At 63.6% G+C, this 17,955-nt stretch carries 16 protein-coding genes; all 16 read right to left on the reverse strand.

Annotation, left to right across the window (positions count from 1 at the left end; genetic code table 11):
* Nucleotides 1-186 precede the first annotated feature (186 nt).
* Nucleotides 187-1,170, reverse strand: a complete 984-nt coding sequence (locus E0E00_RS08625) for a tyrosine recombinase XerC (protein ID WP_130812124.1) — start codon at nt 1,168-1,170, stop codon at nt 187-189.
* Nucleotides 1,167-2,510 (reverse strand): methylenetetrahydrofolate--tRNA-(uracil(54)-C(5))-methyltransferase (FADH(2)-oxidizing) TrmFO, encoded by a 1,344-nt coding sequence (gene trmFO / locus E0E00_RS08630; RefSeq protein ID WP_130812125.1) that lies wholly within the window; start codon nt 2,508-2,510, stop codon nt 1,167-1,169. Before trmFO ends, E0E00_RS08625 begins: the two co-directional genes overlap by 4 nt.
* Nucleotides 2,494-3,459 carry a DNA-processing protein DprA gene (locus tag E0E00_RS08635; protein ID WP_130812126.1) on the reverse strand — a complete coding sequence of 322 codons (966 nt, stop codon included), beginning with the start codon at nt 3,457-3,459 and terminating at the stop codon, nt 2,494-2,496. Before E0E00_RS08635 ends, trmFO begins: the two co-directional genes overlap by 17 nt.
* Complete coding sequence (locus E0E00_RS08640; RefSeq protein ID WP_130812127.1) at nt 3,456-4,967, reverse strand: YifB family Mg chelatase-like AAA ATPase; 1,512 nt, start codon at nt 4,965-4,967, stop codon at nt 3,456-3,458. The genes E0E00_RS08635 and E0E00_RS08640 overlap by 4 nt, the downstream gene beginning before the upstream one ends.
* Nucleotides 4,967-5,578: a YraN family protein gene (locus tag E0E00_RS08645; RefSeq protein WP_130812128.1), complete on the reverse strand. Its 612-nt coding sequence runs from the start codon at nt 5,576-5,578 to the stop codon at nt 4,967-4,969. Before E0E00_RS08645 ends, E0E00_RS08640 begins: the two co-directional genes overlap by 1 nt.
* Nucleotides 5,579-5,798: 220 nt before the next feature.
* Nucleotides 5,799-6,581 carry a ribonuclease HII gene (locus tag E0E00_RS08650; protein WP_130812129.1) on the reverse strand — a complete coding sequence of 261 codons (783 nt, stop codon included), beginning with the start codon at nt 6,579-6,581 and terminating at the stop codon, nt 5,799-5,801.
* Nucleotides 6,582-6,695: 114 nt separating this feature from the next.
* Nucleotides 6,696-7,037: a 50S ribosomal protein L19 gene (rplS, locus tag E0E00_RS08655; RefSeq protein WP_130812130.1), complete on the reverse strand. Its 342-nt coding sequence runs from the start codon at nt 7,035-7,037 to the stop codon at nt 6,696-6,698.
* Nucleotides 7,038-7,359: 322 nt separating this feature from the next.
* Nucleotides 7,360-8,394 (reverse strand): DUF6273 domain-containing protein, encoded by a 1,035-nt coding sequence (locus tag E0E00_RS08660; protein WP_130812131.1) that lies wholly within the window; start codon nt 8,392-8,394, stop codon nt 7,360-7,362.
* 72 nt (nt 8,395-8,466) lie between these two features.
* On the reverse strand, nt 8,467-9,528 hold the full coding sequence (locus E0E00_RS08665) for a deoxyguanosinetriphosphate triphosphohydrolase (RefSeq protein ID WP_130812132.1): 1,062 nt from the start codon (nt 9,526-9,528) through the stop codon (nt 8,467-8,469).
* A 97-nt stretch (nt 9,529-9,625) separates the two neighbouring features.
* Complete coding sequence (gene ppdK, locus E0E00_RS08670) at nt 9,626-12,382, reverse strand: pyruvate, phosphate dikinase (protein WP_130812133.1); 2,757 nt, start codon at nt 12,380-12,382, stop codon at nt 9,626-9,628.
* A 224-nt stretch (nt 12,383-12,606) separates the two neighbouring features.
* Nucleotides 12,607-13,011: a kinase/pyrophosphorylase gene (locus E0E00_RS08675; protein WP_130812134.1), complete on the reverse strand. Its 405-nt coding sequence runs from the start codon at nt 13,009-13,011 to the stop codon at nt 12,607-12,609.
* 63 nt (nt 13,012-13,074) lie between these two features.
* Nucleotides 13,075-15,171 carry a glycine--tRNA ligase subunit beta gene (glyS, locus tag E0E00_RS08680; RefSeq protein ID WP_130812135.1) on the reverse strand — a complete coding sequence of 699 codons (2,097 nt, stop codon included), beginning with the start codon at nt 15,169-15,171 and terminating at the stop codon, nt 13,075-13,077.
* Nucleotides 15,172-16,083, reverse strand: a complete 912-nt coding sequence (locus tag E0E00_RS08685; protein WP_130812136.1) for a glycine--tRNA ligase subunit alpha — start codon at nt 16,081-16,083, stop codon at nt 15,172-15,174.
* 65 nt (nt 16,084-16,148) lie between these two features.
* Nucleotides 16,149-16,682, reverse strand: coding sequence for a signal peptidase I (gene lepB, locus E0E00_RS08690; RefSeq protein WP_242622204.1), 534 nt, complete (start codon nt 16,680-16,682; stop codon nt 16,149-16,151).
* Between the two features lies 1 nt (nt 16,683).
* Entirely contained in the window at nt 16,684-17,463 is a 780-nt protein-coding gene (trmD, locus tag E0E00_RS08695; protein ID WP_130812137.1) for a tRNA (guanosine(37)-N1)-methyltransferase TrmD, read from the reverse strand.
* Nucleotides 17,460-17,921 (reverse strand): 16S rRNA processing protein RimM, encoded by a 462-nt coding sequence (locus E0E00_RS08700; protein WP_242622205.1) that lies wholly within the window; start codon nt 17,919-17,921, stop codon nt 17,460-17,462. Before E0E00_RS08700 ends, trmD begins: the two co-directional genes overlap by 4 nt.
* Nucleotides 17,922-17,955: the final 34 nt, after the last annotated feature.

Genomic DNA, 17,955 nt, shown 5'->3' on the forward strand with positions numbered 1-17,955 from the left:
GGCACCACGGCCTTCGGGTCGTCGTGCGTGTGTGTTGTTGCCGCCTGGCAGCGACATGCTGGGCATCTGCACAGCGACTGAGAAGTATAGCAGGGAAAAGGCAACAGGGGCAAGCGGCGGACCCGGTGCGCGCGGGTTCACCGTTTCACCTTGATTTGAGCGGCTTGGGCCCAAAGCAGGAGTGCTTCACTGCGCCCTCGGATGTGCATGGCGGGTCGCGTCCTTCAGCCGGTCCACCGAGAGGTGCGTGTAGACCTGCGTGGTCGAGAGGCTCTCGTGTCCCAGGAGCTCCTGAACGCTCCTCAGGTCCGCTCCTCCCGCGACAAGCTCGGTGGCGTACGTGTGGCGCATGGCGTGCGGCGTGAGCGTTGGGTCAAGCCCTGCAAGGCGCACGTGCGCCTCGAATGCGGTGCGCAAGGCGTCCGCACTCATGCGCCTTCCCCTGGTCGAGAGGAAAAGCGCCCCGGCGGGACCTTCTGGTGGCGTGCGCTTGGCAAGCGAGGCAAGCCCCTGGCGGGCCTCGTCGAGGTAGCGCCGCAGCCAGTCGAGGGCAACGCCATACAGTGGCACAATGCGCTCCTTGGAGCCCTTGCCAAAGAGCGTGGCTTGGGCCCGGCCAAAATCAATCGAGGGGACGTTGAGGCGAGACACCTCGGAGATGCGGGCACCCGACGCGTAGAGAAGCTCGAGGAATGCGCGATCCCTCAGGCCCGTCGCCGTAGAAGGGTCGCACGTGGCAAGGAGCTTTTGCACGTCCTCATCCGACATCGTCTTGGGAAGGTGGCGCTCCCCCTTTGGCGTAGCGAGTGCCGCCGCGGGATCGATCGAGCAGGTCCCATCCCTAAGCATCCACCCGTAGAAGTCGCGCACCGCCGAGAGATGCCTGTCCACGGTACGCACGGTGTAGCCACCGCGGGTAAGGTCGGCAAGGTAGCCGCGTAGCTCGCGGTGGGTTGCGCACAGCGGATCCACTCCCTCGCGCTCGGCCCAGGAGGCAAACGAGGCGAGGTCTGCCCGATAGGCTCGTACGGTGTTCTCGGAAAGGCCCCGGACCCATCCAAGATAGGCGAGAAAGTCACGACGTTCTTTTGCGAGCACGCTTGCGCCCAAAGACGCCTCACGCCTGGACGGGCCCGAAGCAGAGCCACCCTCCCGATGATAGGGGCTCATTGCTCCACGCCTCGCCTAGCGCTGGCAAAGAGGTCGCTTCTCTCCTCCACAAACGCGGCCATGTCGGTGCGGGCGCGCTCGGCCATGAGACGCCTGCGGTCATCCTTTCTCCTCGGGGCGTTCTCCAGGGGTGGAACCAGCCCAAAGTTGACGTGCATGGGCTGGTAGTCCACCGTTGCGGGGTTTGTCGCATAGGCGACAAGCGAGCCCAGGGCTCCCGTAACAGGAAGCTCCGCGTGGGGCAGTCTTGCTAGGTCGGCGTAGGTGTTCAGGGCGGCGAGAAGGCCAGACGCTATGGCCTCGACGTATCCCTCGGTTCCCGTGATCTGGCCGGCGAGGCGCGTCTTCGTCCCAGGGATGGCAAAAGTGGAGTCAAGGGCATGGGGTGAGTCAACGAACGAGTTCCTGTGCATGACGCCGTACCTCAGAAACTCCGCCTCCCCAAGGCCGGGAATCATTCTGAAGACCCGACGCTGCTCAGGCCATGTGAGATTCGTCTGAAAGCCAACGAGGTTGTAGGCGCTGCGCTGGGCGTTCTCGGCACGCAGCTGTACCGCCGCCCAGGGTCGCCTGCCCGTACGAGGGTCTGTGAGGCCCACAGGCTTCAGAGCCCCAAATCGTAGGGAGTCATGCCCCGTACGCGCCACCTCCTCGATGGGCTGGCAGGCGCAGAAGAGGTCCGTCTGCTCGAAGTCACGCGCGATGACGCGCTCGGCGGAGAGCAGGGCATCCATGAAGGTGTCGTATTCATCGCGTTCCATGGGGCAGTTGAGGTAGTCGCCCGTGCTCCCCTCCTCATAGCGCGACTGGGAGAAGGCGATGGCGCGATCGATGCTCTCGGCGGAGACGATTGGGGCCGCCGCGTCATAGAAGGACATGGACCTCGCTCCCACTTTGGCCGAGATGGCCTCGAAGAGCGCATCCGAGCAGAGGGGGCCAGCGGCAATGACTGAGGGCCCATCGGGAATCTGCGTGACCTCCTCGCGAACGACCTCGATCAGAGGGTGTGCCAGGACCGTATCGGTAACCGCCTGCGAGAACCGGTCGCGGTCAACCGCCAGGGCCCCTCCAGCGGGAACCGAACAATCACGGGCGATGGGCAGAAGACGGCAGCCCATGGCCTCGAGCTCCCACTTGAGCACACCCGGGGCACCCTCGGGCCTGGTCGACTTGAGCGAGTTGGAGCACACAAGCTCGGCGAAGCGATCGGTGTGATGGGCTGGCGACATGCGCACGGGGCGCTCCTCGTGAAGCCTCACCCTCACGCCCCTCTCGGCAAGCTCCAGGGCACACTCGCTTCCCGCGAGGCCTGCGCCCACAACGTCAACTGTCTGGTCCATGCTCCTCCTCAGCGCCTGCCGTGTCTCCCTTGGCCGCGGCAGGACCATTGTGCGACAAATAGAACTCGCGTGTCGGTGCGTATCTTCCATCTGGAAGCTTGGTCACCACGCCCGCGGCCTCGTAGTCCGAGAGTGCGCTCAGGACGGTGATGACGCCCTCCCCCAACCGTGCGGCAAGGTCGTCGGCACGAGACGGCGAGGCGACAAGAGCCGAGAGCACGCGACCGATGTCCTCGGGCCTTCCGGGGGCGTCGGTGAAACGCAGGCGCCCGTAGTCCAGAGAGATCGCCGCCTCGAGCGAGGCCTCGTCGCAGATGACGCGAGCACCCTCAGATATGAGCCAATTCGTACCGGCAGAAAGGGGCGAGAAGATCGAGCCCGGAATGCCGTAGACCTTCCGGCCGAGCTCTACCGCCACGTCTGCCGTGCTCATGGTACCCGAACGCATGCCCGCCTCGGTGACAAAGAGGCAGCTTGAGAGCGCCGCAATGATGGAGTTGCGTTTGGGGAAGGCGTAGCGCCTTGGTTGTGCGCCCCATCGCTCGAGCGAGATGACCGCGCCACCGGTCGCCACGGCCCCCTCAAAGACATCGACCGAGCTAGAGGGGTACACAAGGTCTGCTCCGCACCCCGATACCACGACGGTCCTCCCACCCGCCCCCAGCGCGGCGCGACCCGCCGCACAGTCGCATCCCATGGCACCACCCGAGACAACGACAATTCCACATTCTGCCGCAACCCTACCAGCCATCTCCGCAACAGCTATGCCATACGGCGTTGCCCTTCTCGCGCCTATGACAGAAAGGCAGGGGCCCGAGAGCACGGTGGGGTCTCCCCTGCCATAGAGCACAGGGGGTGCAGGGTCCAGGTCGAGGAGCGCTGACGGATATGCGTCATCCTCGGGCTCGAGTTCCCAGCGCTTGTCTGAGCAGGATGCAAAGCCGCTCATAGTTGCCTCCTCGACCTGTACTGCAGGGCCTCCCCCACATCATCACGCGAGACAAGCTCGTGACCCCCCAGATCGGCAATGGTCCTTGCCACTCGCGCCACGCGCGCTATTCCGCGACCGCCAAGCGCCATCCTCTCGGCGGACTCCTCGAAAAACGTTCGTGCTGCAGGCTCGAATCCCAGTCGTGCAACTCCGCGGATGCTGTCTCCCAGGCGTGCCTCGTCGCGCGCCTCTCGCCAGGAAGAGAATTCTCGCGCCGACATGACTTGATCGAGCATCTCTTCCGAGCTTGCGCCCACAGAGCCACGGATTACGTCAGTCGAAGCGGGCCGGTGAACATCAACGGCCACGTCGATGCGGTCCATCAGAGGCCCTCCGATGCGTCCCTGGTATGAGGCGATCCTCGCGGGCGCACACGTGCACTCATGCCCCTCGTCGCCAAGGTGTCCGCAGGGGCAGGGGTTTGCTGCGGCCACCAGCTGAAAGTCGCAGGGGAAGACATAGACTCCGTCCACCCGCACAATGCGAACCTCGTGGTCCTCGAGTGGCTGGCGAAGCGACTGCAATGCGTTTGTCGCAAACTCCGGAAGCTCGTCTAAGAAGAGCACGCCTCCGTGGGCGAGAGACACCTCCCCCGGCATCACTGGCCTACCCCCGCCAACAAGGCCTCCCACCGAGATCGAGTGGTGCGGCGCCCGGAAGGGCCGCTCCCCTCGCTCGAGAGGCTCGATGGGCTGGCCTGCAACCGAGTGGATGAGCATGGACTCGGAGCGTTCGGTGTCCGAGAGCGGCGGCAGGATCGTGGGCATCCTGCGCGCAAGCATGGTCTTTCCCGCACCTGGAGGTCCCACCATCAGTATCCCATGACGGCCTGCAGCCGCGATGACCATGGCCCGCTTTGGGATGTCCTGGTCGGCAACGTCCGAGAAGTCCAGCGCGTGGGCCTCTTCGCTCGTATCCAGGCGCTCTGCTCCAAGCGCATGTGCCCCCAGAGGTGGAAGCTCTCTGGCACCCGCCCTTAGACGCGAGATGGCAGGAATGCCAAACGCTTGCGTGGAGAGGGCGCAAGGCAGCCGTGTCTGCTCGGAGCAGACAAGAGAGAGCCCCCCGCGTTCGGCCAGTGCCGCATATGCCACGGCACCTCTCGGAGGACAAACCCCGCCATCAAGCGCAAGCTCGCCAACGAAGAGCAGCCTGGAGAGACCCTCAAGCGGAATCTGCCCTGTTGCGGCTAGCACCGCAACAGCAATGGGGAGGTCGAACGCGGTTCCTGTCTTGCGAATCTCTGCTGGAGCAAGGTTCACCGTCACGTGAAGCCTGGGAATCTTGTATCCGCACGCCTTCAGGGCACAGCGCACCCGTGACCTTGCCTCAAGCACAGAGGCATCTGGCATGCCGACGATGGAAAGACCGGGAATGCCGCCCGAGACGCTCACCTCAACGGCCACGGGAACAGCCTCGACTCCTCTCAGCGTCGCCGTGGGGATGCGCACATCCGGGCTTCCCATCAGTCGTCCCAGGTGAACGCACCGAGAAGGTGCCGAAGCTTTGCTTGCCCCTCGCCTACGATGTTGATGGCGACAACATCAAAGCGAACTGAGTCAAGCTCGGTGTGCTGCACTAGATAGTAGAGGCCAAGCATGCGGTAGCGGAGCTTCTTCTGAGGGTCAACCGCGAGTTCGGGCACGTAATCCGCCTCATCTCCCAAGGCGAGCCTGGTCTTCACCTCAACGAGGATTGCGCTGCGACGAAGGCCTTCATCGGGGTCGTCCATGGTGGCGACAATATCAATCTCGCCGGCTGGGCACCGCCAGTTCATGTCCAGGATGCGATAGCCATGGTCTGCCAGGAAGCTCGCCGCAATACGTTCACCCTGTGCACCGAGTTCCTTTGTCGTGTACTCGTCAAGAGGCTTCCTCGGTGAGCTTGAGTTGCCTCCACATCCGGCACCATCGCCCTCGTCAAAATCGACGAGTTTTGTCTCGCCGACACCACCGAAACCCAGCCCGTCATCGTCATGGTCTCGAGGGATATGCCCAAAGCAGAACTCGCTATGCGCATACCCTCCACCGCCAGGCCAACCAGATATGCCACTTGTACCAAACGCCGACTTACCCATCGAGCTCTCCCTTCTCGTAACCAAACGGGAGAGCGATGATGCCACCGTGCGCTTGCACGCTTCTGACGCTGCGTGGACGCATGCCTTTCAGATGGCCGACGGTTCAAAATGGCCGAAGCGAATACGCCCAGCGAGAGGGCCTGGAGTGACCGGCTCCATCTCTAAGTGTCAAAATCAAAACACGTTGGGAGAATTTTGGGGACTCGGGACCAGAGCCGCTCTAGAACAGTGGCGGTGTCTCGAGGAAGTTCCCGCAGAACGAGACGCGGTGAATGGGCGTGAGCCCGTGCGCCTTGATGGCCGCGATGTGCTCGGCAGACCCATAGCCCTTGCATTCGGCAAGGTGGTAGCCGGGGTACTCCTCTGCAAGCGAGACCATCAGGGCATCCCTTGTCACCTTTGCCACAATGGACGCAGCCGCAATGCACGAGACGCGCGCGTCTCCCTTGACAAGTGTGACCTCCCTGGGACTCACGTGCACGGGGTTGCCGTCAATGAGAACCGCACCCGCGTCGACGTCCGCATCATCAATTGCGCGCCTCATGGCCATGCGCAGGGCAACGGCCATACCCAAGGCATCGATGGATGCAGGCTCAACATGGGCGATGCCAATCGCTAACGCAACATCGGCTATCCGCGCGGCGAGGATCTCGCGCTGGGTGGGAGTCAGCTGCTTGGAATCATTGATGCCCCACACAACCGGCTCGTCCGGCAGTGCCACGGCGGCAACGGTGAGGGGACCGGCGAGGGCCCCGCGACCAACCTCGTCGACGCCAAGCACAAGCCCTGGGCCACCAAGCTCTCGAGCCTTGGCGTACATGCCCAGTACGCGCTCATGCTCCGCCCGCTCGCGTCCCAGCCTTCTTGCTGCCACCTCGCGCGCATGCTGAACCTGCTTGCGGGGGTCATCGGCATAGCGGGCATCGAGTTTGGCAAACTCGCTTTCATCAGCTGAGGAGAAAAGCGCAGCCACCTCATGAGCCGTGGTAGCAGGTCTAGCCATGGGACTTCCTCCAGCCAAAGACAACGAACACCGCGTCCAAAGCGCAGAACGAATGCATAGCGAAGAGGGGCCACCCTATGCGGGCAGCCCCTCCAAGACAGGCAAAGGGAAACGCTAGCGCTTCTCGGGAATGCGAGCAGCCTTGCCCACGCGATCGCGCAGGTAGTAGAGCTTCGCACGACGCACGGCACCGTGACGGACAACCTCGAGCTTGGCAATCTTGGGGCTGTGAAGGGGGAAGGTGCGCTCCACGCCAACGCCAAAGCTAATCTTGCGGACGGTGAAGGTCTCGCGGGAGCCAGCGCCGCTCATGCGGATGACATCACCCTGGAAGACCTGCTCACGGGTGCGGTCGCCCTCGATGATGCGATAGTGTACCTTGACGTTGTCGCCAACCAGGACCGTGGGGATGTCCTCACGAATCTGCTGACGCTCGATGGCGCGAATGTAATCCATGCTCTTCCTCATCTCTGACCAGAGGTGCCGACGCGCGTGCGAACGGCACATAGGCTTGCACACAAGCGAGAATTATAGAGCACAGAGCCCGATGGGACAAGAACTACATATGTGACCCGCACTATCGCCTTGGGCGCGCATACTCCCAACCCGTGCTTTCCGAATGCTTAGCCACGGTTAAGCGTTCGAAATCTTCAGCCATAACCATCAACTCATAATAAATCGCCGGTTAGACCTGCCATACGTTCGGGAAATCCCTAAACGGCGCGAATGCGGATACAAAGCCATGCCGCCAAGGCAGCCCACTCACACCGGAACAACGCTATAGGCAGAAGCCCGCCACAACGCCGGAGGTAGTATTCGCTTGCCCCACCGAGGATGGGTAGCCCGTCTCGCTTGCCCTAAAGAAGTACGCGCTCGAGCTGGTGTCTGCGTAGTTCAATGGGTACGCAGAACGGTACCACCAGGGGCGAGCGGAACCACGGTACGTTAGTGCAAGGGCGCCAGACGCCCCCCCGGTCTCCCCGGTCACACCTGCTGCCGAGAAATACGCATACTGCGTGCCCTCGGCGTTGAGAACCTCGTCTAGGCCTGCCGTATAAGATATCTCGGAGGAAAACTCATCCTCGAACCAGGTAATCTGTCCACAGACCTCTACGGCAGAGAAGGCCCAGAGCGCGTCCTCCGTCTGTGTGACCGACGCCACATCAGAGGTCACGCCGGTATTGTTGGTCGGCTTCGAGACGCTCACGATGCGTGAGGAAAGGTCGTCCGGTAGAAGTGCGAGGCCATCGGAAGCGAGCCAGGCCCTAAGCGACGATGCCTCCCATCCGCCATCGCTTGTATTTACTGACTCCATGGGCTGCTCGGCAAGCATGGAGACCATGAGCGTGATGCCCGCGACCCCGGAGCCATCTGCGCGCTGGTCATGGCGGAATCCGACAATTCGCGCGTAGGCCAGCGTGTTGTCATCGAGCACAACCTCGCGCGCATCCGAGACGGGAACCCCAAAGGCGTCCGCCAGGTTGTACTCACGGGCAATCTCGATGCCCTCCTCATCTGAAGCAGCACAGGCGAGCTTTGCCGAGATCTGCGAGAGCTCATCCCAGGTGTAATCGGTAAACGCCTTGGGCTCCAAAGCCTGCGCAGGTGACGCATCCTGCGCGTCTGCCTGCCGCTGGGTCTCCCCAGCAGTGGTTTCCACCAAATTGGGAAACACCCTCTCGACAAGCGGGCGAAGGTTGCCCGTCATGGCCAGTGCCAACACGCCCACGGCAAGCGCCACAAACACACAGGCCACGACGAGAAGCCCCCGCCCCGTGCCCTTCTCTTTGCCGCGACTGTGCTTTCCAGCCATGCACCCTCCCAAGCCGTAAACCAGAACGTGAAGAGCCTACCAGAAAACCGTCCGCCAGAGATATCCGCCACCTCAATGCGCACGGGTCATGACGCCCTTCCACGAGCGCGGTACCGTGAGGTCCTCGAAGACGCGCACGGCATAGCGGTCGGTCATGCCCGAGACGTAGTCTGCCACCTGCACGTCCGGGTGGTCCGCATCGTGCTTGAGATACTCCTCGGGCACCTCATCCATGTGGACCACGAGGTAGTCGAACAGAAGCTCGATCATGCGCGAGGCCTTCGGCTCCTCCTCCTTGGCGTCGCCTTTGGTATACAGGGACTCGAAGAGGAAGGAGCGGAGCCGCATCATCGCGTCCCACACGCCATCCGACATGCGTATGTCACCAGCCTCGGCACTGCCAGCACAGATGTCTCGCACCATCGTGTCGATGCGCCCCGAAGAGCTGTCGCCGAGAAGCTCGCGCGGCGCCAGGGGAAGGTCGTTCTCGGTGAGAAGCCCCGCGCGCTCCGCATCGTCGATGTCGTGGCAGACGTAGGCAATCCTGTCTGCGCACGCCACAACCCTCCCCTCGAGCGTCTGGGCGCGCTTCGAGCCCGTGTGGCAGAAGATGCCGTCCCGAACCTCCCAGGTGAGGTTGAGGCCGCGGCCGTCCTTCTCGAGACACTCGACTAGCCGCACGCTCTGCCTGTTGTGTCGGAAGAGGTGTTGAGCCGCCGTGGAACATGGATCGATGCCTCGATAGCGCGCGATGGCGTGCGAGAGGGCCTGCTCGCCGCAGTGGCCAAAGGGCGTGTGCCCAAGGTCGTGCCCGAGCGCAATGGCCTCCGTGAGGTCTTCGTTCAGCCCTAGCGCGCGCGAGATGGTGCGGGCAATCTGCGCGACCTCAAGCGTGTGTGTGAGTCGCGTGCGGTAGTGGTCGCCCTCGGGCGCGAGAAAGACCTGGGTCTTGTTGGCAAGCCTCCTAAAGCTCTTGCAGTGGAGGATTCGATCACGATCGCGCTGGTAGCAGGGCCTGAGGTAGTCCTCCTCCTCGTAGACGTCCCTCCCCTGTGACTGCGCGCTCCTTGCGGCGTGCTCGGAGAGCGCCTCCTCCTCGTAAGCGAGCTGGTCATCTCTGTCGTAAACCCTCATGAGAACCCCTTATGGGACAAACCCCTGTCAAAAAAATGGGGGGAGAGGCGCCAGGCCTCTCCCCCCATTGAGCTAGACGCGCATCAGCATCCGCCGACTAGGCAACCTTGGCAGGGCCGCCGTTGGAGTTGATCTTTGCCTGTGCAGCCGCAAGGCGTGCGATGGGCACGCGATACGGCGAGCAGGACACGTAGTCGAGGCCGAGGTCGTAGTAGACCTGGATGGACTCGGGATCGCCACCGGTCTCGCCGCAGACGCCGCAGACGATGTCGGGGTTGGCCTTGTGGCCACCCTCGACGCCCATCTGGACGAGCTTGGCAACGCCGGGGTCGACGGTCGCGAACGGGTTGCGCTTGACGATCTTCTTCTCGAGATAGAGCGGCATGAACGCAGACTCGACGTCGTCACGGGAGAACCCGAGGCAGGTCTGGGTGAGGTCGTTGGTGCCGAAGGAGAAGAAGTCGGCGTGCTTGCCGATCTCGTCGGCAGTGATGGCAGCGCGAGGGAGCTCAATCATGGTGCCGATGGGGATCTCGAGCTTGACGCCCGTCTCCTCCTCGACCTCCTTCAGGGTCTTCTCGACGCCGGCGCGGACGAGCTCAATCTCGGTCTCGAAGGCGACGAGCGGGATCATGATCTCGGGCTTGGGGTCGAAGCCCTCCTTCTTGAGCTCGGCAGCAGCGCCCGCGATGGCGCGGACCTGCATGACGTTGAGCTCGGGGTACACGATGCCCAGGCGGCAGCCGCGGAGGCCGAGCATGGGGTTGGCCTCCTGGAAGGAGTCGAGCTTGGCGAGAAGGGCGCGCTTCTCGGTGCAGTCCTTGCCGGTGCACTCCTCCTTGGCAATCTCGACCTCGAGGTCACGCGGGCTGTCGAGGAACTCGTGCAGGGGCGGATCGAGCAGGCGCACGATGACGGTCTTGCCGTCCATGGCCTTGAGCATGCCGAGGAAGTCGCCCTTCTGGGCCTCGCCGAGCTTCTTGAGGGAATCCTGCTTGACGTCGTCGGACTCAGCGAGGATGAAGTTCTGGATGAGCTGCTTGCGCTCGCCAAGGAACATGTGCTCGGTACGGTCGAGACCGATGCCCTCGGCGCCGTTGTCGGCGGAGAGCTGGGCGTCGGCGGGGTTGTCGGCGTTTGCGCGGACGCCGATCACGCGGCCACACGAAGAATCCTTGCGGACCTCGTCTGCCCAGTCGAGGATGGTCTCGAGGTCTCCGCCGAGCTCGGGGCGGACCAGGGGCACCTCGCCCAGGATGACGTCACCCGTGGTGCCGTCGATGGAGATGATGTCACCCTCGTGGAGGACGACGTCGGTACCTGCGACCTTGCACTCCTTGTTGGGTGCGTCGATGTGGAGGGCCTCGACGCCGCAGACGCAGGGGGCGCCCATGCCACGGGCGATGACGGCCGCGTGGGACGTCTTGCCGCCGTGGGACGTGAGGATGCCCTCAGCAGCGACCATGCCCTTGAGGTCATCGGGCGTGGTCTCCCAGCGCACGAGGATGGAGGGCTTGCCGGCCTCCCTGAAGGCCTCCGCGTCGGCAGAGGAGAAGACGACGGCACCGGTGGCGGCACCAGGGGAGGCGTTCAGGCCCTTGGCGAGGACCTCGTACTTGGCCTTGGGGTCGAACTGCGGGTGCAGGAGCTGGTCGAGCTGCTCCGGAGCGACGCGCATGACGGCGGTCTCGCGGGAGATGCGACCCTCCTCGTACATCTGGATGGCGACCTTGAGCGCGGAGAGCGCCGTGCGCTTGCCGACGCGGGTCTGGAGCATCCAGAGCTTGCCCTCCTGGATGGTGAACTCGAGGTCCATCATGTCGGCGTAGTGATCCTCGAGGATCTCGAAGACGTGATAGAGCTCCTTGCCAGCCTCCTCGAGACCAGGGGTCTTGGGAAGGTCGGAGATGGGCTCGGTGTTGCGGATGCCGGCAACGACGTCCTCGCCCTGTGCGTTCACCAGGAAGTCGCCATAGCGCTCGTTGGTGCCGTCGGCGGGGTTGCGGGTGAACGCGACGCCGGTAGCCGAGGTGTCGCCCATGTTGCCGAAGACCATGCACTGGACGTTGACTGCGGTGCCGAGGTCATCGGGGATCTTGTTCTGCTTGCGGTAGAGGATGGCGCGCGGGGTGTTCCAAGATCCAAAGACGGCCTGCTCAGCAAGACGCAGCTGGAGGTACGGGTCGTGCGGGAACACGGGCTTGCCGTCAACGACGACCTCGGGGTACTTCACGGGGTCGACGTTATCGGAGAAGATCTGCTTGAACGTGACGACGAGGTCCTTGAGGTCGTCAGCATCGAGCTCGGTGTCGAGCTTCACGCCGCGCTCGGCCTTCTTGGCGTTGATGGCATCCTCGAAGAGCTGGCCATCGACGCCCATGACAACGCCCGAGAACATCTGGACGAAGCGGCGATAGGAGTCGTAGCCAAAGCGGGGGTTGCCGGTCTTCTTGATGAGGCCCTGGACGGAGTCGTCGTTGAGGCCGAGGTTGAGGACCGTGTCCATCATGCCGGGCATGGAGAAGGGCGCACCGGAGCGAACGGAGACGAGCAGCGGGTCGTCCTTGTCACCGAGCCTCTTGCCCATGCGCTTCTCGAGGTCCTTGCGGTAGGCGTCAATCTCGTCAAGGACGCCGTCGGGCCAGACGTTGCCGGCCGAAGAATAGGCGACGCAGGTCTGGCAGGTAATGGAGAACCCCGGAGGAACGGGAAGGCCGATGTTGGCCATCTCCGCCAGGTTGGCGCCCTTGCCGCCGGTGATCCACTTCGCCTCGTCGACGGTAGCGCCGGCAACTTCGGTCACGTTGTTGCCGTTCTCGTCCTTTCCGAAGCGGTACACGTGCTTCTCAGACATTTCACTCCCCTGTTCGTACAACCAGACACGCCTCGTGGCGCGCACTCACATCGGATGCCCAGGTTCGGGCTACCGTAACGCTCAATTTTAAACAGACCAATTTCCAACCGACGCCAAATTCAAGTATCAACTGGTGGACGGGAAAATAAGCCGGTGAACGGATGGGAAATGGGGCCAGACGTTAGTCCAGCCCCCTGAACGGAGTGCACCCTGATTGGCTAACGCTACTCGTTCTCTGCGGGACGCCCAGAGTACGTGGCACCAATCGCGTGGCTCGGCTCCTCGCCCGTAAGTGTCGAGATGACCGTGACGGCAGGCCCCAGAAGGTCGATGGAGGGAATGCCCCTCCTGTCGAGCTCGCGGCGAATCTCGCGGCGAAGCTGGCCGTTTGCAAAGGTGTGGAAGACGGCGCTGGGCCTGTCGGGGTCGAAGTTCTTGTCGAAGTAGTCTCGGACCTGCTCGACGCTCTCGACGCCCGACACGCGGATAATATCGACGGAGCCATCGCCAAACTGTGCGGCTGCGGCTTCCACAACGGCCTTTGCAGTCTCGCCACGTGCGTCAGAGAGCACGTAGATGGCGGGGACAACGTGGCTGAAGACATCGTCGTCCAGATCAAGTTTCCTCATAATCGATCCTCCCAAATGACGCAATCGTGTGGGGACGTTGCAGCAAGTGTAACCGCTCTTGCACTACTTTCGCTTCGAAAGCGCGCCAATATCGGCGACGTCACCAAAGACTCCAGCGAAACGGTTAAGAAGGCGAAGCCTATTGTCCCTCACGGACGGGTCGGAATCCATCACGAGGACGTCGGTGAAGAAGCGGTCGATGGGTGCGCGCAGACCCGCCAGCGCCTCGCAGGCACCAGCAAAGTCGCCAGACCCAAGGGCAGAGGAGACGGCCTTCTCGCCCTCCTCACAGGCAGCGAGAAGCGCCTTCTCGGCGTTTCCCAGAAGGTGCTCGTCAACCTCGGTGCCAAGCGCGGCGTCGGCGAGGTGGGCGGCGCGGGCATAGGCCGTGGCGAGGTCTTCGAAGAGCTCGGGGCTCTCGGAGCGGGCGTGGTCAAGGGCTGCCGCGCGGCGAACGAACTCGTTGGGGTCGATGACGCCAATGGCACTCACGGCCTCGATGGCGTCGGGTGCGACCCCCTCATCCTTGGCGATGGCAGCAAGGCGACCCTGGAAGAAGGAGGCCACGGCCGCGGCTACGGCATCCGCATCGAAGGCAATGCCCTGTTCGGCGTAAGACGAGAGCGCAAGGTTGATGAGAGGACGCAGGTGGACGGCAGGAAGCGTGCGCAGCATGGCAATCACACCGATGGCAGCGCGGCGCACGGCGAAGGGATCGGAGGAGCCCGTGGGCGGCTCGTCGATGGCAAAGATGCCGCAGGCGGTGTCGAGCTTATCGGCAATGGCCACGCACTTGCCTGCAAGGCCAGAGGGAAGCTCGTCGCCGGCAAAGCGAGGGCGATAGTGCTCGCGGATGGCGTCACAGACCTCCTGGGGCTCGCCTGCGGCCTTTGCATAGTAGCCGCCCATAACGCCCTGCTGGTTGGTGAACTCGACCACGGCCTGGCTCACGAGGTCTGCCTTGGCGAGATGCGCGGCGCGCCTTGCGAGCCCGCAGGCCTTCTCGTCTGCGCCGGCGGACTGTGCCACCGCAGAGGCAAGGACCTCCATGCGGGAGACCTTCTGGCGCACGGTGCCGAGCCTCTCCTGGAAGACGACGGTGTCAAGGCGCTCCACGAACTCGTCCATGGGCACCTTCAGGTCCTCCTCGTAGAAGAACTTGGCATCGTCGAGGCGGGCGCGGACAACACGTTCGTTGCCGTCGACCACGGTCGCTGAGACCTTGGGGTCGGCGTTGGAGACAACCACGAACTCGCGCGTGAGGTTGCCCTCGCCGTCGTAGACGGGGAAGTAGCGCTGGTTCGAAAGCATGGACTCGCAGATGATCTCGTGCGGGACCTTGAGGAACTCCTCGTCGAAGGTGCCGACAAGGACCGTCGGCCACTCGCAGAGGTTCACGACCTCATCGAGCGTGCGCTTGGGCGTGTCAACGTGGGAGCCAGGGCGCTCTGCCTCGACCTGCCGGACGCCCTCGAGGATGGCCGCGCGGCGCTCGCCCTCGAGCAGCACGCCATTCTCGCGCAGTACATCGGCGTAGACCGCGGGACTTTCTACCCTGTGGTCCCCTGGCCCCAGCACACGGTGCCCGCATGTGGTGCCGGAGCTTGTGACGTCGGCATAGCTTACGGGGACGACCTCGTTGCCGAGAAGGGCGCAGATCCACCGGATGGGACGCACAAAGGTCTGGTGCTCGGAGCCCCAGCGCTGGCTTCTGTAGTTGGGCCACTCGATTGAGCCGATGACCCGCTCAGAGAGGGCCGAGAGGATGGGCGCGGCAGGTCGGGCATCCACGTGCTTCTCGGCAAAGACGTACTCCCGGCCGTCGGTGTCCACGCGACGTGCGAGCCCGGATGCGTCAACGCCAAACTTGCGGGCAAAGCCCTGGGCGGCCTTGGTGGGTGCACCGGTAGCGTCAAACGCGATGCTTGCCGCCGGGCCACGCCTGACCTCATTGAGCTCGTCGGTAGCAGGGGCGACGTCGTGGACGCGCGCTACGAGCCTACGCGGAGACTGGTGGGTCTCCACGTTGCCGTGCGCAAGGCCCGCCTCGTCAAGACCCTTGCGCATCAGGTCACCAAGCTGCACCACGGCGTGGCTCAGCGGGGCGGACGGCATCTCCTCGCAGCCTATCTCGAGCAGGAAGTCCCTCGTCTCGGCCATCTAGGCCACCTCCCCCTTCTTGGCGGGCGCGCTCTTCTCGCCAGCGACCTCGGTGAGGTAGGCCTCGCAGCATTCCTTGGCAACGGTGCGGACGCGCAGGATGTAGTTGGCACGCTCCGTGGCGGAGATTGCCCCGCGGGAGTCAAGCAGGTTAAACGCATGGCTGCACTTCATCACGCAGTCGTAGGCGGGAAGCGGCAGGTGGGCGTCCAGGCAGGAGTGGCATTCGGCCTCGTACTCGTCGAACTTCTCGCGCATGAGGTCAACGTTCGCCACCTCAAAGTTGTAGGAAGAGAACTCGCGCTCGTTCTCGTAGAAGACGTCTCCGTAGGTCATGGGGGTGCCGTCGGGCAGGTAGCTCCACGTGATGTCATAGACGGAGTTCACACCCTGCGCATACATGGCAATGCGCTCGAGACCGTAGGTGATCTCTGCCGGCACCGGGTCAACCTCGATGCCACCGACCTGCTGGAAGTAGGTGAACTGTGTGACCTCCATGCCATCCATCCACACCTCCCAGCCAAGGCCCCAGGCACCCAGCGTCGGGCTCTCCCAGTCGTCCTCGACAAAGCGCACATCGTGCTCGGCAGGGTCAAGGCCAATGGCGGCAAGAGAGCCAAGGTAGAGGTCTTGGGAGTCGATTGGCGAGGGCTTGAGGAGCACCTGGAACTGATAATAGTGCTGCAGGCGGTTGGGGTTCTCGCCATAGCGGCCGTCAGCGGGGCGGCGGCACGGCTGCGGATAGCAGGTCCGCCAGGCAGCAGGACCGAGCGAGCGCAGAAGCGTAGCCGTGTGGAATGTTCCCGCGCCCACCTCTGAGTCGTATGGCTGCATAACGGTACAGCCCTTGTCGGCCCAGTAATGCTCAAGGGCGAGAATCGTGTCTTGGAACGTCAGCGGGCTTTCGCTCATATCTGTCCTTCCTCCTGACGGGGGTCGCGACGCAGACGCTACAGCGCCTTCGCGTCTGAGATCGGTCAATAGATGCAGAGTATCTTCGATGTCACGGCACTCACCCTCACCGCGCCAAAGTAGCGCGAGTCGAGCGAGTTGGTGCGATTGTCACCCATGACCCAGACGCAGCCATCCGGGACCGTGTAGGGGTAGGCAATGCCCGCAGAGCCAGCCTGGTCCGAGAGTGAGTAGCTGGGCTTGCCAAGCGTATAGGAGGACTCGTCGAGCTGGGTGCCGTCTACATAGACGTTGCCGTCACGCAGGTCGACGGTCTGCCCCGCCACGGCAATGACGCGCTTCACCAGGGTGGTACCGGGCTCACGGGGGCTCTCGAAGGTCACGATGTCGCCCGCCCTGGGCGACTCCCAGTTGAGAGAGACCTTCTCGCCAAGGAGCAGGTCGCCCTCCTGGATGGTCTCGAGCATCGAGCCCGAGGGCACCTCGTAGACCTCCACGACAAAGGTGCGCAGGAGAAGCGCCACACCAAGTGCCACGAGTATGGTCACGACGATATCGAGAAGGCCTCCGTGCCTCTCTTTGGTGGGACCCTTGGCCACGCTATTCGCCTCCTGTTGCAGAACCATCATCGCCAGGCTCGTGCGGAGCCTGGCCCTCCCCCATCACGCGACGGGCGAGCTCCCACTCCTCATCCGAGAGCCCCGCGCCATCGAGCAGGTCGGGACGCCATCGAGCGGTGCGCTCAATGGCGCTTCTCCTGCGCCATGCGTCCACGGCGCCGTGGTCGCCGGAAAGCAGGACCTCCGGCACACGCAGGCCATCGTAGTCCGCGGGCCTCGTATACTGCGCATATTCGAGAAGCCCACCAGAGAAGGACTCGTCCTGCGCGCTCATCTCATCACCGAGAGCCCCGGGGAGAAGCCTCACGATGGCGTCGATGGCCACGAGGGCGGGGAGCTCCCCGCCCGTAAGGACATAGTCCCCAAGCGAGAGCACATCGTCTGCCAGGCTATAGGCCCGCTCGTCCATACCCTCGTAGCGGCCGCATACAAAGAGGAGTCGCTCCTCTTTGGCCAGGCGGGCGGCTGTCGCCTCGTCAAAGCGCGTACCACAGGGCGAGAAGAACACGACGTGCGGGGCACACTCCCCACGCGAGGAGAGGCCCTGCACCGCCTCGAAGATGGGCGCGGGCTTCATGAGCATGCCCTGCCCTCCCCCAAAGGGAGCGTCGTCCACCGTTCGATGGCGGTCATGCGTCCAGTCGCGAAGGTCATGCGCGGTAAACGAGAAGATGCCCCTCGCCTGTGCCCGCCCCATGATCGACGCATCGAGATAGGGCGAGAAGACTCCTGGAAAAACGGAGAGGGTCTCGATGATCACTGGTCCCCGCCCCCATCGACGAGGCCGGAGGGGGTGCGCACCGCAATGGGGCCATTGTCGGGAACCTCGGAGACCACCTCGTCCACGACGGGTACGAGGACCTCGCCAAAGGGACCCTCGATAACCCAGACGTCGTTGGCTGGGCCAACCATGACCTCGCCGATGGTTCCGAGGAAGCCGAGTCTCTCGTCTTCCACCTCACGCCCAAGGAGCGCCTCGGCGTCATGAAGCGCCACGTCGTCAGGAAGGTCGCACTCTCGAGCCAGGAGGTAGCGTCCGCGCAGGGCATCGGCCCCCTCGATGCCGCCCACCCCAGAGAGCGAGACGAGCTGGCCACGAGGCCCGTCGCTCACACTTGCGACCACATGCGACCTAGGGCCCTTAAGGCGGGGCGGCACCACGAAGACCTCGAGGCCCTCGCGAACAAGAGGGGGAAGGCCGTGAACGGCAACCGTCACGACCTCCCCCCCTCTTCCGTGCGACTTCTCTACA

It is taken from the genome of Olsenella sp. Marseille-P4559 (assembly GCF_900605015.1).
GTDB lineage: Bacteria > Actinomycetota > Coriobacteriia > Coriobacteriales > Atopobiaceae > Tractidigestivibacter.